Genomic DNA, 15476 nt, shown 5'->3' on the forward strand with positions numbered 1-15476 from the left:
ACATTTTCATATGAAACTCAAATATAATATCATATCTATCGCCCTCATCTCCCTGGTTACCGTAAGCTGTGGAAAAAAAGAAGCCGCTCAGGAAAAGGCTCCTGAAAAAACGGAACAGAAAGAGAAAGTCACCGAAGAAGCTCCTGAAACGATCGCTTCCCTGACGGAAGAACAGATGAAATCTGTGGGAGTTGCAGTAGGAACGGTAGAAATGAAAGAACTGACCTCTACCATAAAAGCAAACGGGCTTTTAAGTGTTCCCAACAGTAATAAAGCTACCATCACTTCTCTCTACGGAGGAATTATCAAAACATTAAACATACAGGTCGGAAGTATTGTAAGAAAAGGACAGGTAATCGCTACGATTGCCAATCCTGAATATATACAGCTTCAGGAAGACTATCTTACAACCAATAGCAGGATTACCTATGCAGAACAGGAGTTCAGAAGACAACGGGAACTTTTTGATAATGATGCAGGAGCCAAGAAAAACCTTCAGACTGCCGATGCTGAGCTGAAAACCCTGAGAACGAAAAAAGCCTCTCTTATAAAACAACTTCAGATGATGGGGATAAGCCCGGGAGCAGTAAGCAATGGCAATATGAAATCAGGACTGGTGATTACATCTCCGATTAATGGAACGATCAGCGGAATTACAGCACAAATCGGAAGCTATGTAGATATTTCTTCTCCTGTGGCTACTGTGATTGATAACGGCTCTATTCACCTTGATCTGCAGGTGTTTGAAAGAGACCTGCCTAAAATGAGAGTAGGGCAGATTGTACATTTTAAACTGACCAATAATCCTGAAACGGAATATGATGCAAGAATTTACAGCATAGGATCTTCCTTCGAGAATGAAAGTAAAACCATTTCCATGCACTGCGAAGTGACCGGAAATAAGAGCGGCCTGATTGACGGAATGAATATCACAGGGATTGTAAGCCTGGATAAAAGTACAACTCCTGCAGTTCCTACTGAAGCTATCGTAGAAGCAGACGGGAAATATTATGTCTTCATTCAGACTGATAAAAAAGCTGAAGACCATGATGAGAAAGGAAAGCCCCATCCTAAAACACTGAATTTTGAAAAAATAGAAGTGATGAAAGGAACATCAGATATGGGCTATACAGCAATTACGCCTGTGGGGGAAATTGCTCCCAATGCAAAAATTGTAGTGAAGGGAGCCTTTTTTGTGAATGCCAAACTTGTTAATTCCGGGGATCACGAACATTAATGAACACGCCCTGAATCAGGTAAATATCGTTTTTTATGCTTACATTAGAACTGTTGTAAGAGGTTGGTATACAAGTCTGAAAAGCGACTGAGGAGAAGAGAAAATTGGTTAATGTATTTAATAAATAAATGATCCATTATGTTATTAAACAAAAAAATATCAGTCTGGTATTTTATTCGTGAAATAAAATCTCAGATCCTGTTTATCGGGATATTCGCGGTGGCTATCGGCTTTTTGGATATGCTGCCATGGTTCAGAAAAATTTCGCTCCCGCTGAATATTCCTGCTCTTTTAGGAACGGCAGTCTCACTATTGCTGGCTTTCCGTACTTCCCAGTCGTATGAAAGATGGTGGGAAGCCAGAACTGTTTGGGGAGCCATCGTAAATGATTCCAGAACATTTGTAAGACTTGTTATTCAGTTTTTGCCTGCCGGAGATGATAAAACAGTGAAAGAATTTGCAGAAAGACAGATTATCTGGACTTATGCACTTGGAGAATCTTTAAGAAAGCAGCCATTCTCTGACAAAGTGCAGCAATACCTTGACCGGAATAACATCACAGGGATGAATATTCCTAATGCTATTCTGGATGAGCATTCCAGCCAGTTAAAGAAAATTGCAGGTTCAAATGAGCTGACGGATTTCCAGCAAATGCAGCTGAACGATATCATTACCAGACTCTGCGACAGTATGGGAAAATGTGAGAGACTGAAGAATACGGTTTTTCCAAGATCTTACAGCATTTTAGTACATATTTTGATTTATGTATTTGCAGCGGTACTTCCTTTTGGGCTGGATGACTCGCAGCTGATTGTAGAGATATTGGTTACTTTCCTGGTTCCGATTGTGTTTATAGCCATAGAAAAAACATCCATTATTATGCAGGATCCGTTTGAAAACGGTCCGGTAGATACCCCGATGACTTCTTTGGCACAAACCATTGAAATCAATATCAGACAAATGATCGGCGAGCAGAATGTTCCCGGGAAAAAAGAAAACAAGTCTTATTATGAAATGTAATTAAACCATACCTATCCTATGGAAGATATAAAAACACAAACCCAGACTCCTTCTGCAGCGAGCAGGCATAAAAAGAATCTGCTTATTGTATTGTGCCTGAGCGGAACTTATCTGATTGCTGAGGTTATCGGCGGAATACTTACCAACAGTCTTGCATTACTGGCTGATGCAGCTCATATGCTGACTGATGTGGTGGGATTGCTCCTGGCTTTTATAGCCATCAAAATAGGAGAAAGAAAAGCGGATTCCTCCAGAACATACGGATATTACAGGACTGAAATACTGGCCGCAGTAATTAATGCCGTTGTATTACTGGGAATTTCAATGTATGTGTTGTTCGAAGCGTATCAGCGTTTTCAGAATCCGCCGGAAGTGCAGAGTAAATCCATGCTGATTGTAGCAGGAATAGGATTACTGGTTAATATTGCCGGAATGATGATCCTGAGAAAAGATTCGGAAGGTAGTCTGAATATGAAAGGTGCTTATTTTGAAGTATTATCTGATATGCTTACTTCCGTAGGAGTAATGATTGCCGGAGTGGTTATGCTTATGACAGGCTGGTACTATGCCGATCCTCTGATCTCTGCAGCCATCGGATTGTTAATTTTTCCACGAACATGGAGATTATTGAAAGAAGCTATCAATGTATTACTGGAAGGAACCCCGAAAGATGTGGATATTCACGGATTACGTCAATCCCTGGAACAGGTTCCCGGAGTAGAAAATGTTCATGATCTTCATGTATGGTCTCTTACCTCAAGTGTGAATGCCATGAGTGCTCATATTGTGAAGCAAAACGGGATTGCTCAGAACCCATTGTTAAAACAACTGACAGAGGAGACTCTTAATAATTTTAAAATACATCATACTACGTTTCAGATAGAAGAGGAGGGATATGAAGAAGGAGAAGTTCATCTGTAAACATAAATTGTAGAACAATGAAAAAGGACATAGAAAACAAACTTATAGATAAAAACACCAAGCCTACCAGCATGAGAATTCTGGTGTATGATTTTTTGAGCTCACAGGAAGCTGCACTATCTCTTTCCGAGATAGAAAATCATTTTGATAATGCCGACAGAATTACCATTTACAGAACCTTAAAAACCTTTGAAGAAAAAGGAATTGTTCACGGCATTCAGGAAAATACAACAACAAAATACAAACTGTGTGAGGATGATTGTGATGAAAAGACACATAAAGACTGGCATCTGCATTTCTATTGTAAAATATGTAAGCAGACCACCTGTAAGGAAGATATTTCCTTTCCGGAAAACATACAGACCAATTTTAGAATTGATGAAATCAGATTGTTTGCTAAAGGAATATGTGAAAATTGTCTTGAAAGTTTGCAATAGCATTGCATCAGTCTCACCCTTACATTTGTATAAAAATATCAGTTATGGAAAAATGCTGTAGTACAACCCCGGAAAAACCAGATACAAAAAAACATAATCATAATCATTCAGAAGGTGATGGACATGATCACGACGGGCATGACCATTCTCATGATTCCGGAGATCAGACGGTCTTTCAGATGTTTCTGCCGGCCATGCTCTCTTTTGTCCTTTTATTATTAGGAATTGCTTTCGACAACTATATAAAACCCGCATGGTTTACAGGCTGGGTGCGTTTAGTCTGGTTTTTGGCAGCCTATATTCCTGTAGGACTTCCTGTATTAAAGGATGCCTGTAAAAGTATTATCAAAGGTGATGTCTTCTCAGAGTTCTTTCTGATGGGAATTGCTACCATTGGTGCTTTTGCTATCGGTGAATATCCTGAAGGGGTTGCTGTAATGCTGTTCTATGCGGTAGGAGAAGTTTTTCAGTCTATGGCCGTATCAAGAGCAAAGGGGAATATAAAAGCCTTGTTGGATCAGCGCCCGGATGAGGTAACGATTATTGAAAATAATCAGCCTAAAACGATTAAAGCAAAAGATACTAAAATAGGAGATATAATCCAGCTGAAACCTGGTGAAAAGCTTGCTTTGGACGGAGAGCTGCTTTCAGATGCCGCTTCATTCAATACAGCCGCCTTGACAGGAGAAAGCAAGCCGGATACAAAAAATAAAGGAGAAGTTGTTCTTGCAGGAATGATCAATATGAATAGTATAGCTCTTGTTCAGGTAACGACAGCGTATGAAGACAGTAAGCTGAGTAAGATTCTGGAGCTGGTCCAGAATGCTACCGCTCAAAAAGCCCCCACAGAATTATTCATCAGAAAATTTGCCAAAGTGTATACGCCGATTGTAGTGCTTCTGGCAATAGGAATCTGTTTACTGCCTTATTTCTTTGTCAATGACTATCAATTCAGAGACTGGCTGTACAGAGCTTTGATTTTTCTTGTCATTTCATGTCCTTGTGCATTGGTAATTTCTATTCCGCTTGGGTATTTCGGAGGAATCGGGGCAGCCAGCCGGAATGGTATCTTATTTAAAGGAAGCAATTTCTTAGATGCGATTGCAGAGATTCAGAATGTAGTGATGGATAAAACCGGAACGATGACAGAGGGAGTCTTCAAAGTTCAGGAAGTAAGCATTACTCCCGAATTCAGCAAAGATGAAATCCTTCAGCTGGTGAATGTTCTGGAAAGTAAAAGTACCCACCCTGTCGCGACTGCTATTCATGATTTCGTGGGAGATATCAATCACTCTATTCCATTAGCCAATGTAGAAGAGATTGCCGGACATGGGCTAAAAGCTGAGGTTAACGGGAAAGAGCTTCTGGTAGGGAATTTTAAACTAATGGATCAATTTAATATCCGTTATGATATCAACCATGCCAATATTGTGTACACACTTATTGCAATAGCTTATGATAAAAAATTTGCCGGATATATTACCATTGCAGACAGTATCAAAGAAGATGCAAAGGAGACTGTTGACAACCTTCATAAAATGAATGTAAAAGCCACCATGCTGAGTGGTGATAAGAATACTGTGGTGAAATATGTGGCAGATCAGCTGGGTATTGATAATGCTTATGGAGATCTGCTGCCTGAAGATAAGGTAAATAAAGTTAAAGAGATTAAAGCCAAAAATCAAACCGTAGCTTTCGTTGGTGACGGAGTTAATGATGCACCGGTTGTTGCTCTGAGTGATGTAGGAATTGCTATGGGAGGTCTTGGAAGTGATGCTACTATTGAAACGGCAGATGTGGTTATCCAGGATGATAAGCCAAGTAAAATTCCGATGGCGATTAATATTGGTAAACAAACGAAAAAAATAGTCTGGCAGAACATTATTCTGGCCTTTGCTGTAAAAGCAGTAGTTTTAGTACTGGGTGCAGGAGGTCTTGCTACTATGTGGGAAGCAGTATTCGCTGATGTAGGTGTTGCATTGCTGGCTATTTTAAATGCAGTAAGAATTCAGAGGATGAAGTTTTAAAAAACGCACAAAGTATAAACACAAACTAAATTATATTTATAAAGGCTCTGCTGATTTTCGGCGGAGCTTTTTGTTTAAGGAAAATGCTGGTCAGGAAGCATGATATTATAAAAAAAGCTCTGCATAGTATCTGCAGAGCTTTTTATTAACAAGATTAAACTTTTATAAAAGAAACTAATTTTTTATTTTAATAACGAACTTTTTCCTGATGGGATGGATATTCTCCAGTATTGGAAGTCCGTTATGATGACAAAAATTCGGGGAGATTTTAAATATTTATTTCAAAGGTCGGAATAATCTCAAGAATGCAACAGGCACAGTTTAATTATTTTTATAGGTAACAGTCCGGAATGTTGTTTAACGGGATAAAGCTGAGTTCCAATATAGGTCGAAATATAAAGCCTTTGAATGACATTCATCAGGAATGAAGCTTAAAACAATTTTGAAATAGTATATTTGTAGCACAGAACAGAAGAGTTGAAGCTATTCATTTCCATATTTATCATTTTTACTGTTGCATTACGCCCCGTTTTGCCCTTGATAAATTATGCTGTTAACTATGATTATATCGTAAAGAATCTTTGTGAAAACAGGAATGTTCCTCAGTCTACCTGTAAAGGTAAATGTTATGTGGAAAAAGAACTGGCAAAAACAGAGAAACAATCCAACGGTTCTCAAACCATAAAGATTGCAGGACTGGATGTTTTTCTTTCCAATGAGATTCTTTCTTTCTCATCTAAAAATATCCTTGAAAGATCTGTCGAATCTATGGGTTCAAATTACTTTGATTTTCATACTACAGAATATTTTTCCCGAATATTCCATCCTCCGTTGATTTAACTTTTATTTAAACTAATCATTTAGTTTTGTAACTTTAAATAAACTATTTTCACATGCTGTTGTGTTGATTATGCTATGCTGAGAGCGATGAATAGTTTGTTGTTGAGTTATTATTCCGTTTAATAATATTCATTAATTTCAATTTACATTAAAATGAAATCTCCGATTATTTTGGCAGCCCTGTTGTCAATATCATTAATGTCCTGTGCAAAAGAAACGCCGCAGGTAAAACATAAAACTAAGATGAGTTCTTCCAAAGAGAACCTCACGAATGCTCAGGTAGTGAACGACGAAGATCCTATATGCCATATGAAGACCGCGGAATTCCTTAAAGATACAGCTGTCTATAAAAATAAAACCTATGGTTTCTGCAGTGCTTACTGTAAAGATGAATTTAAAAAAAGCCCTGAAAAATATGCAAAAAAATAAAAAAAACAATAACAAGAGTAAAGTGATTATTCCCATCGCTGTTATTGCTTTACTTTTTCTGGGAATTGGAGTAGGAATGGGGTACTTTAAAAAAAACCTTTACACAGTAATGAAAGTTCCGGATTTTGAACTGACTGATCAGCACGGAAAAAAAATAAGTAATAAGGAAATGCTGGGAAAAGTATATCTGGTAGAGTTTTTTTTCAGTAAATGTCCTACCATATGTCCGGTGATGAATACCAATATGAAAGCGATTCAGAATCAGATTAACAGTCCTGATTTTGGTATTATCTCCATCAGTATCGATCCTGAAAACGATACTCCGGAAATGTTAAAAGAACACGCACAGAGAATAGGAGCGACTTCTCCCAACTGGCATTTTTTGACCGGAGACCGTTCTTATATCGGTAATCTTGCGGATAAGTTTAATATTTATGTAGGAGATCAAGAAGATGAGGGAGAAAGTCTCAACCACAGCGGAATGATTGCTTTGGTAGACCAGCAAGGAAATATCCGTTGCCGATATAATAAAGAGAATATGCCTATCTTGTATTATTCAGGATTGAACTATGAAGATCCGGAAGGGAAAATACCGAAGTTAACCGGTAAATATCACCCGGACCGTGAAATTCTGATTGAGGATATTAAGAAACTTTTAAAATAATATTGTTTAACCCTTATAACAAAATCTTATGAAAATTTTGAAAATAGCTGCTGTAAGTGCAGTATTTGCGGCTCAGATTACAATGGCCCAGTTTAAGCAAACCCCACTGCCATACGCTTATAATGCGCTGGAAGGGTCTATTGATGCACAAACCATGGAGATCCATTATTCGAAACATGGTGCAGCGTATGTGACTAATTTGAATAAGGCAATCGCCGGTACTCCTCAGGAAAAACAGACTTTGATCCAGATTCTGTCTGAAACTTCCAAACTGAGCCCTGCGGTAAGAAATAATGCGGGAGGTCATTTTAATCATGAGCTTTTCTGGACCATCCTTACGCCGGAAAAGAATACCCAGCCTTCTGCGAAATTAGCAAAAGCAATTAATGAGGCTTTCGGAAGTCTGGAAGCTTTTAAGGAAAAAATGAGCAAAGCAGGAGCAGATCGGTTCGGTTCGGGATGGGCCTGGCTTTCTGTGGATAAAAACGGAAAACTTTTTGTTTCTTCAACACCCAATCAGGATAACCCTTTAATGGATATTGTAGAGGAAAAAGGAACTCCTATTTTAGGAATTGATGTTTGGGAGCACGCTTATTATCTGAAATATCAGAATAAAAGAGCAGATTATCTGAGTGCAATCTGGAATGTGCTGAACTGGAAAGAGGTAAGCAGAAGATATGATGAAGCTTTAAGCAAAAAATAAATTTATGAAACTAATTTGCAGTATACTCTTTACTCTTTACATGGTGTTCAGGCCTCTGATACCGGTAGTAGAGTATGCTGTAAATTATGATTATATTGTCAGCACACTTTGTGTCAATAAAAATAAACCGGAAATTCATTGTAATGGAAAATGCTATCTGAGTAAAGAGTTGGCAAAAGCCAACGATTCTGAAACCTCTCCGTTCAATAAGACCAAACCTTCCGGGCAGAAAATGCTGGATATTTATATCCTTCCTGAAATTGCAAAGATTTCTGTTACAGAGAAAATTCCTTTTTTCAATTTTAATTTTATCTATGAAACAGCCTATTCTTTCCTGTTTCTGAATTCTATTTTCAAACCGCCGGTTTTTTAAGTTTTCATATTAACTTCCTTTATGCCATAAAATGCCGTGCTTTTTAAGGCTGAAAAAATGAATGTTTTCCACATTCAAAGAATACCTATTGACTAAACTTAAAAAATCAACAATGAAAATTTATAAATATTTATCCCTGTTCTTTATTGCCTTAACTCTGTTTTCTTTCTCTTCCTGTAGCAACAGCAGAGATGAAGATGACTCACAGGATACCACCCCCGGTAACATTCAGATCAAATTTGAAAACGGATTTAACAATCTTGGTGATATTGTTTTAAACCAAACAATACAGACTTCCTCTCTGGGACAAAAACATAATTTTTCCAACTTAAAATATATTGTCAGCAATATTACACTGATTGATGACAATGGAAATGAATTTAAATACAATGAAAATAATCCCGATAAAGGAGCCTTCATTGTAGACCAGGCAGACGCTGTAGCTGGAATTGTATATCTCAACCTTAACGGTATTCCCAAAAATAACTATAAAAAAATAAGATTCGGACTGGGGATCAGCCAGAATGCTTATTTACTGGGAATGGACGGACAGGCAGAATTCTGGAACCGGGCAAAGCAAAAAGGAATGTCTTGGTCCTGGGCCGCCGGTTATGTATTCGTAAAGCTGGAAGGAAAATACGGAACAGGTTCACCGGGTACAGCGTTTATGAACCATACCGGAAATATGGGGAAAGTAACAGATAATAATACCCCGGATCTGTACAGAGAAATCACTCTGAATTTTCCTACTACAGCAAGAGTAACAGGCCAGATCAGACCATCCATTCATATTTTGGCAGATTTAAATCAGTTTTTAAGCGGTGATAAAGCTTTAATGCTTTCATCTTCCAATGATATGATGATGGGATCAAGCCAGCATCTGGTGGACGTGACCAATAATCTTACAAAAATGTTTAAGGTAGATCACGTTCACAATGATTAATTTTTTGATAAAGACCATATTGATTATGGTAGCCGTATTGCTGAGTTGTATTTCCTGTTCTGATGAGGTGATCCAGCCGCTGGAGAAAAATGAGGCCTACCGTTTTAAAGTACCTTCTTATTTTCCGGAAATGACTTTTGATCAGTCAGCGAATCCGGTGACAACAAATGGAGTAGAATTGGGACGGAATTTATTTTATGAAGGAAGGCTTTCCCGAAATAATACAATTTCCTGCGGGTTCTGCCATATCCAGGAAAATGCATTTACCCATCACGGACATACGGTAAGCCATGGTGTAGATGACAGAATTGGAATCCGGAATGCTCCTCCCATTCAGAATATGGCATTTCTGAAAAGATATATGTGGGACGGAGTGATTCATAATTTAAATGAACAGCCAATTATCCCAATGACTGATGTCAATGAAATGGATAGTTCAATGCCTGAAGCGATTTCAAAAATAAAAGATGATCCGAAATACAAAAAACTTTTCAGAGCAGCATATGGTGACGAAAATGTGACAGGTGAAAGGGTATTAAAAGCTCTATCACAGTTTATGGCTTCGATGATTTCGGGCGGTTCAAAATATGACCGCTTCAGACAGGGTACAGAAAATATGACTCCGGAGGAATCGCAGGGACTGGGGCTTTTCAATCAGAAATGTGCTTCCTGTCACAGCGGGGCTTTGTTTACAGATGAAAGTTTCAGAAATACCGGAATGTATTACAATGCACAGTTTAAAGATGCAGGACGTTATCGGGTTACTCTTGACCAAAATGACTGGATGAAATTTCGTGTACCAAGTCTCAGAAATGTAGAATATACTGCACCTTATATGCATGATGGAAGATTTTACACCTTAGAGGCTGTACTCAACTTTTATACCGATAGTGTAGAAGATAATCCCAATCTCGATCCGCAGCTAAAGCAGAATGGCCATGTCGGAATTGCAATGACTCAGCAGGAAAAGCAATTTATTATTGCTTTTTTGAAAACATTATCCGACAAAGAGTTTATATCCAATCCAAAATTTGCAGAATAATTTAAATACAGACATGAAGAAATTCATTTTAATTATAAGTATGTTCATATTGTCTATGAACCAGGCTAAAACAATCAGAGACAGTGCTGATATTGCTCCGCAGCATCATTTTAATACGTTTAATTTTGATGATGATTGTGATGCGTGTGGATGCGCTGCAGGAAACGGATCTTCCGGTTTTGAATCCCTGTTGAATCCTCAATTTATCGGGATTAAATATTTTGCACAGCACTACAAGGCAAAAGAGAATCTATTCGTTAAAGATTTGACGCAGGATCAATATTTTAATACCATACAACTTTGGGGTAAAATTCCACTGACTAAAAAATTGAGTGTTTATGCAAGCTTACCCTTCCATTTTCATGAAAAACAAACCCTGCAGGGTGATATCAGAATCAACGGAATCGGAGATCTTAACCTGATGGGAATTTATCAGCTTATGGGGTCCAAAGATAATACTCACCAGTTGAATGGTGGATTGGGAGTGAAAATTCCGTTGGGGAAATTTGATGAAAAAGGAATTTCAGGTGTCAATCCCAGTTTTCAGCTGGGAACAGGAAGCTGGGATTATCAGGCAGCACTAAATTATAAATACCAGAAAAATAAGATAGCTGTGTTGCTTAATACAGATTATACGATTAAAACAGAAAACAAAAAAAATTACCGATTCGGAAATCAGTGGAATTATGCAGCAACAGGCTTCTACCAGATTGCAGGTAACGAAAAGACTATCTTTTCTGCTAAAACCGGAATTCAGGGAGAAGTGTATGCTCAGAATAAACAGTTTGATGAAGGGTTGCCCAATACTGCCGGAAGTGCATTATACGGAAAGCTGGGTTTTGAAGCTTCCTATAAAAAATTCAGTCTCGGAAGTGAAGTGATGCTTCCTGTTTATACCCATCTTGCGGGAGGAGATATTGAAGCAAAATCAAGATTCAGTATTTTCATTAATATCGGAATATAACAAACACTACAGAAATAAAAAACGCGGCAGGCTTATAAAGCCTGCCGCGTTTGATAAATTATATCTTTTATTTAATCATAATTTTTTGGGAATAGGTCTTTCCTTCTTTCGTTTTCAGGGTCATGATATACATTCCCTGAGGTTGTTTTGTTTCAAAACTATTTGATGTAAGCTTAGAACGATATACTTCTTTTCCTGAAACGTTAGTTAAGCTAACTTCAGTTCCTTCTACAGGAAGTTTTTTATCAAGAGTAATGAGCCCTCCGTCAGCATGAGACTTCATGTTGATGAAAGGATCTTTGTACTGGTAAGCATAATATACACGAAGCTCACCACCCAGATTCAATAATCCTGAGTTTACATTGATCTTGACACGATCAAAAGGAATATTCATTGTCAGTTCGATTTCACCCTTGCTCGGATCTGCACTTCCAAGCTGAAGAATATCGTTATTGATGTTTTGATAGTCATTATTGGAAACATCGCCATTAAATGTTTCAATGGATACTCCTCCCAGTACCTGCGCAGATAAAGGCGTTCCGTTGGAGCCGATTCCGATAACAAGCTTATTCGTGTTATTGGCAATGTTAGAAGTAGGGAAAATCAGAGTTTGCTCTGTTCTTGCCAGTAATCCTATGGAAACCTGAATCGTAGAATAGTCATTTTCATTACTTCCTACCGCGTTTTGAGGATTTAATACTCCGCAGCCGATACAAATTCCGGTTACCTGATTCGTTTGGCTGCTTGCATACGTTTTAACGATTTGTGCAGTAGACATTGAGCTCATTAGGAACAAAAATGCTGCAGACACGGCCGCTTTTACAGCACGTTGTCTCAAAAATAAATTAGTTTTCATATATAAAAAATTTTGATTTTTAGCTTTGTGTAAATTTATAAATAAAAAGATTATGTTAGTTATTTTATTTCATATTATGGTGATTATGTAACAATTTGTTTATATAAGTGAAATTTTTTAATTTATGTTTAATGATTGTGGTTTTTTAAAATGAAATTTATTTAATCATAATTTTTTGGGTATATGTTTTACCCTCTTTTGTTTTTACTGTCATGATATACATTCCCAGTGGTTGCTGGGGATTAAATGTATGAGAAGTCAGCTTTGAACGGAATACTTCTTTTCCGTCGGTATTGGTTAATGTGATTTCCGAACCTTCTGCCGGGATTTTTTTATCAAAGGTGACCTGCCCGTTTTCAGTATGGGCCATAAGATTAATATAAGGATCTTTATACTGATAAGAATAATAAATTCTAAGTCCTCCGTTGAGATTCAAAAGCCCTGCATTCAGATTTATTTTAACACGGTCATAAGGTTTTGAAGTGATAAATTCCACCTCTCCCTTGCTGGGATCTGTTCCTCCTAATTTCAAAATTTCATTATTGATATTTTTATAATCATTATTGGATACCTGTCCGTTAAATGTTTCTACAGATACTCCTCCTATCAGTTGCGCTGTTAAAGCAGCCTGTCCTGTTCCGATACCAATGACCAGTTTATTGGCATTGGTGATTGAAGTAGGAAAGATCAGGGTTTGTTCGGTCCTTGCAAGTAAGCCTAGTGGAACAATCAGGGTTGAATAGTCATCTTCATTGCTTCCCACTGCATTTTCCGGATCTATGACTCCACAGCCTATACAGATTCCATACGTCTGGTTAGTCTGGCTGCTTGCATAAGTTTTAATAATCTGAGCATGGGATAGGCTATTCATCACGAATACTAATAATGTCAGTATTATCGTTTTTAGTCCGTTCGGATTTGTTGATACATTTATTTTCATGGATTAAAGTTTTTTTAATGGGTGTTCTTTGTATACCTGGCAGATTCAAAGAAGAAATGAGATCTGTTTTTAATAATAAAAAAACAGCAGACGATAATAGGTCTGCTGTTTTTGTAAGTTATCTGACAAGGATTTTCTTAGAATATGTTTTTCCTTCTTTAGTTTGAATATTGAGAATGTAAACCCCTTCTGTCTGACCGGACTCAAATGAGTTTGATCTCAGCTTTGAGCGGTAGACTTCTTTTCCTGAAGTATTGGTTAATGTAATTTCAGATCCCTCTAAAGGAATATTGCCTCCTAAAGTAATCTGTCCGTCTTTGCTGTGAGCGGTAAGGGTAATCAATGGATCCTGATATGCATAATATATTCTGAACCCGCCGCCAAGACTAAGAACTCCGCCGGTTAGGCCAATTCTTATGCCATCATAAGGTTTTGCCGGTTTAAATTCTACAGTTCCTCTATTGGGTGTTGCTCCCAGCTTAAGAAGGCTTACATCGATAGTTCGGCGGTCATCATTAGAGCTGCCCCCGTTCATGGTTTCCAACGTTACACCACTTAATAGCTGTACAGATAAAGGAATGTTATCTGTTCCGATTCCTACAACCAGTCTTGTGTCTGATCTTAAATCAGGAAAGCTTAGCGTTTGCTGAATTCCGCCTAATAAAACTGTACCTAAAACCAGTGTTGAATAATCGTCTTCATTGTCACCAATTGCGTTTTGTGGGTTATCCACACGGCAACCCAGACATGCTACACCAAATACCCCTGAACTTTGGGCGTGAGCATATATTCTGCTTTGTCCAAAAGAAAGTGTATGGGCTGCAAATAAAATTAAAGCTGTTAAAACAGTTTGGAATGAGAATCGATTTCCCGGGAGTAAATTAAGTTTCATATGATTGATGTTTAGATGAATAATAGTTTTTTCAAATGTAAGCATTAATCACAAAAGTAGGAAATAATATTTCTATTATTGGTGATATTTCCAATATGATATATTATTAAGGTAAATGAGGTACGAATAAATAAAATTTTAATATTTTATTTGATTTTAAAGTAAAGATTATAGGGTTTTATTGCGCCTGCAAAGTATAAAGTAAATGTAGGGAGTAAAATGTACGATATTATATACGAATGCATCAGAATGGGAGAGAGCTAATGAGTGATGAAGTATATAAACAAAAAAAAGGACTTTCGAAAAAGTCCTTTGGTAGCCCGTAGGGGAATCGAACCCCTCTTACCAGAATGAAAATCTGAGGTCCTAACCGATAGACGAACGGGCCCTCTATCTTCCACTACCGAAGTAATGTGTTAGTTTTTGTTTTTATAAGTGTCAACTCTTAGTGTTTGTAGCCCGTAGGGGAATCGAACCCCTCTTACCAGAATGAAAATCTGAGGTCCTAACCGATAGACGAACGGGCCTACTATATAATTACGCTAACTTGTTAACGTGCTTAGTTAATTTGCTTTTTAAGTTAGCAGCTTTGTTTTTGTGGATAATATTTTTCTTAGCTAATTTATCCAATAAAGCGATAACTTTTGGCAGTTGCTCTGTCGCAGCAGCTTTGTTTCCCTCATTTCTTAAGGCTTTCAATGCTGTTCTAGCAGTCTTGTGGTAATATCTGTTACGAAGTCTTCTAGTTTCGTTTTGTCTGATTCTCTTTAGTGCTGATTTATGATTTGCCATATCGTTCAAATGTGAGTGCAAAACTATAAACTTTTTTTTAAACTACCAAATTTATTTTCAAAAATTTTTAATTTTCTTCTGAAAGGTATTTTCTAAGTTTATTTATTGCCTGTTCTATTTTTAAATTTTCTTGTTCCTTTTCTAATTTCTTGATTGTGTTTCCCAACATAATCATCGCATTGTTCCATTCTCCAGTCGTATTGGTGAAAGTGAATTCATCTATTGTTACTTCAAAAGCAACCCTTTCTCCGGTCCGGTAAAGTCTGAAACTTATCTTATCATCCCTGCCTGCAATCCCGTCTTCATTGATTTTTAAATCATAACTTTTTGGGTTAGAGTGGATTTTCTTAAAAAGCAATTTTGCTTCTTGTATTTTTAAATCCGGCATGATATCAA

At 37.5% G+C, this 15476-nt stretch carries 18 protein-coding genes and 2 tRNA genes; 13 read left to right on the forward strand and 7 right to left on the reverse strand.

Annotated features, from left to right (window positions below; all coding sequences use genetic code 11):
* Positions 1 to 10 precede the first annotated feature (10 nt).
* The 13 genes from JO178_RS00405 to JO178_RS00465 all read left to right on the forward strand — a co-directional run bounded on the left by JO178_RS00405 (position 11) and on the right by JO178_RS00465 (position 11600).
* Positions 11 to 1237: an efflux RND transporter periplasmic adaptor subunit gene (locus JO178_RS00405; protein WP_291930302.1), complete on the forward strand. Its 1227-nt coding sequence runs from the start codon at positions 11 to 13 to the stop codon at positions 1235 to 1237.
* A gap of 138 nt (positions 1238 to 1375) precedes the next feature.
* Complete coding sequence (locus JO178_RS00410) at positions 1376 to 2257, forward strand: bestrophin family ion channel (protein WP_291930303.1); 882 nt, start codon at positions 1376 to 1378, stop codon at positions 2255 to 2257.
* Positions 2258 to 2275: 18 nt separating this feature from the next.
* Complete coding sequence (locus JO178_RS00415) at positions 2276 to 3178, forward strand: cation diffusion facilitator family transporter (RefSeq protein WP_291930304.1); 903 nt, start codon at positions 2276 to 2278, stop codon at positions 3176 to 3178.
* Between the two features lie 17 nt (positions 3179 to 3195).
* The gene (locus JO178_RS00420; protein ID WP_291930305.1) at positions 3196 to 3615 is read left to right on the forward strand and encodes a transcriptional repressor; all 420 of its coding nucleotides are present in this window, start codon (positions 3196 to 3198) and stop codon (positions 3613 to 3615) included.
* A gap of 44 nt (positions 3616 to 3659) precedes the next feature.
* Positions 3660 to 5642: a heavy metal translocating P-type ATPase gene (locus JO178_RS00425; RefSeq protein ID WP_291930306.1), complete on the forward strand. Its 1983-nt coding sequence runs from the start codon at positions 3660 to 3662 to the stop codon at positions 5640 to 5642.
* A 477-nt stretch (positions 5643 to 6119) separates the two neighbouring features.
* Entirely contained in the window at positions 6120 to 6482 is a 363-nt protein-coding gene (locus JO178_RS00430; RefSeq protein ID WP_291930307.1) for a hypothetical protein, read from the forward strand.
* A gap of 153 nt (positions 6483 to 6635) precedes the next feature.
* On the forward strand, positions 6636 to 6911 hold the full coding sequence (locus JO178_RS00435) for a YHS domain-containing protein (RefSeq protein ID WP_291930308.1): 276 nt from the start codon (positions 6636 to 6638) through the stop codon (positions 6909 to 6911).
* The gene (locus JO178_RS00440) at positions 6898 to 7575 is read left to right on the forward strand and encodes an SCO family protein (protein ID WP_291930309.1); all 678 of its coding nucleotides are present in this window, start codon (positions 6898 to 6900) and stop codon (positions 7573 to 7575) included. The genes JO178_RS00435 and JO178_RS00440 overlap by 14 nt, the downstream gene beginning before the upstream one ends.
* A gap of 28 nt (positions 7576 to 7603) precedes the next feature.
* Complete coding sequence (locus JO178_RS00445) at positions 7604 to 8278, forward strand: superoxide dismutase (protein ID WP_291930310.1); 675 nt, start codon at positions 7604 to 7606, stop codon at positions 8276 to 8278.
* 4 nt (positions 8279 to 8282) lie between these two features.
* A complete protein-coding gene (locus JO178_RS00450) occupies positions 8283 to 8651 on the forward strand; it encodes a hypothetical protein (RefSeq protein ID WP_291930311.1) in 369 nt (122 codons plus the stop codon).
* Between the two features lie 112 nt (positions 8652 to 8763).
* Positions 8764 to 9594: an MbnP family protein gene (locus tag JO178_RS00455; RefSeq protein ID WP_291930312.1), complete on the forward strand. Its 831-nt coding sequence runs from the start codon at positions 8764 to 8766 to the stop codon at positions 9592 to 9594.
* Positions 9587 to 10636 (forward strand): cytochrome c peroxidase, encoded by a 1050-nt coding sequence (locus JO178_RS00460; RefSeq protein WP_291930313.1) that lies wholly within the window; start codon positions 9587 to 9589, stop codon positions 10634 to 10636. Before JO178_RS00455 ends, JO178_RS00460 begins: the two co-directional genes overlap by 8 nt.
* Positions 10637 to 10649: 13 nt before the next feature.
* Positions 10650 to 11600 carry a transporter gene (locus tag JO178_RS00465; RefSeq protein ID WP_291930314.1) on the forward strand — a complete coding sequence of 317 codons (951 nt, stop codon included), beginning with the start codon at positions 10650 to 10652 and terminating at the stop codon, positions 11598 to 11600.
* A gap of 67 nt (positions 11601 to 11667) precedes the next feature.
* On the opposite strand, the gene JO178_RS00470 is transcribed toward JO178_RS00465, so the two are convergent.
* The 7 genes from JO178_RS00470 to JO178_RS00500 all read right to left on the reverse strand — a co-directional run bounded on the left by JO178_RS00470 (position 11668) and on the right by JO178_RS00500 (position 15468).
* Positions 11668 to 12456 carry a T9SS type A sorting domain-containing protein gene (locus JO178_RS00470; protein ID WP_291930315.1) on the reverse strand — a complete coding sequence of 263 codons (789 nt, stop codon included), beginning with the start codon at positions 12454 to 12456 and terminating at the stop codon, positions 11668 to 11670.
* 157 nt (positions 12457 to 12613) lie between these two features.
* On the reverse strand, positions 12614 to 13396 hold the full coding sequence (locus JO178_RS00475) for a T9SS type A sorting domain-containing protein (protein ID WP_291930316.1): 783 nt from the start codon (positions 13394 to 13396) through the stop codon (positions 12614 to 12616).
* 118 nt (positions 13397 to 13514) lie between these two features.
* Positions 13515 to 14288 (reverse strand): T9SS type A sorting domain-containing protein, encoded by a 774-nt coding sequence (locus tag JO178_RS00480; RefSeq protein ID WP_291930317.1) that lies wholly within the window; start codon positions 14286 to 14288, stop codon positions 13515 to 13517.
* Between the two features lie 313 nt (positions 14289 to 14601).
* Positions 14602 to 14676, reverse strand: a tRNA-Glu gene (locus JO178_RS00485).
* A gap of 67 nt (positions 14677 to 14743) precedes the next feature.
* Positions 14744 to 14815, reverse strand: a tRNA-Glu gene (locus tag JO178_RS00490).
* A gap of 10 nt (positions 14816 to 14825) precedes the next feature.
* The gene (gene rpsT / locus JO178_RS00495) at positions 14826 to 15080 is read right to left on the reverse strand and encodes a 30S ribosomal protein S20 (protein ID WP_291930318.1); all 255 of its coding nucleotides are present in this window, start codon (positions 15078 to 15080) and stop codon (positions 14826 to 14828) included.
* A 67-nt stretch (positions 15081 to 15147) separates the two neighbouring features.
* Positions 15148 to 15468, reverse strand: coding sequence for a hypothetical protein (locus JO178_RS00500; RefSeq protein ID WP_291930320.1), 321 nt, complete (start codon positions 15466 to 15468; stop codon positions 15148 to 15150).
* Between the last annotated feature and the right edge of the window lie 8 nt (positions 15469 to 15476).

Origin of the sequence: Chryseobacterium sp., from assembly GCF_019236175.1 — a bacterium.
GTDB lineage: Bacteria > Bacteroidota > Bacteroidia > Flavobacteriales > Weeksellaceae > Chryseobacterium.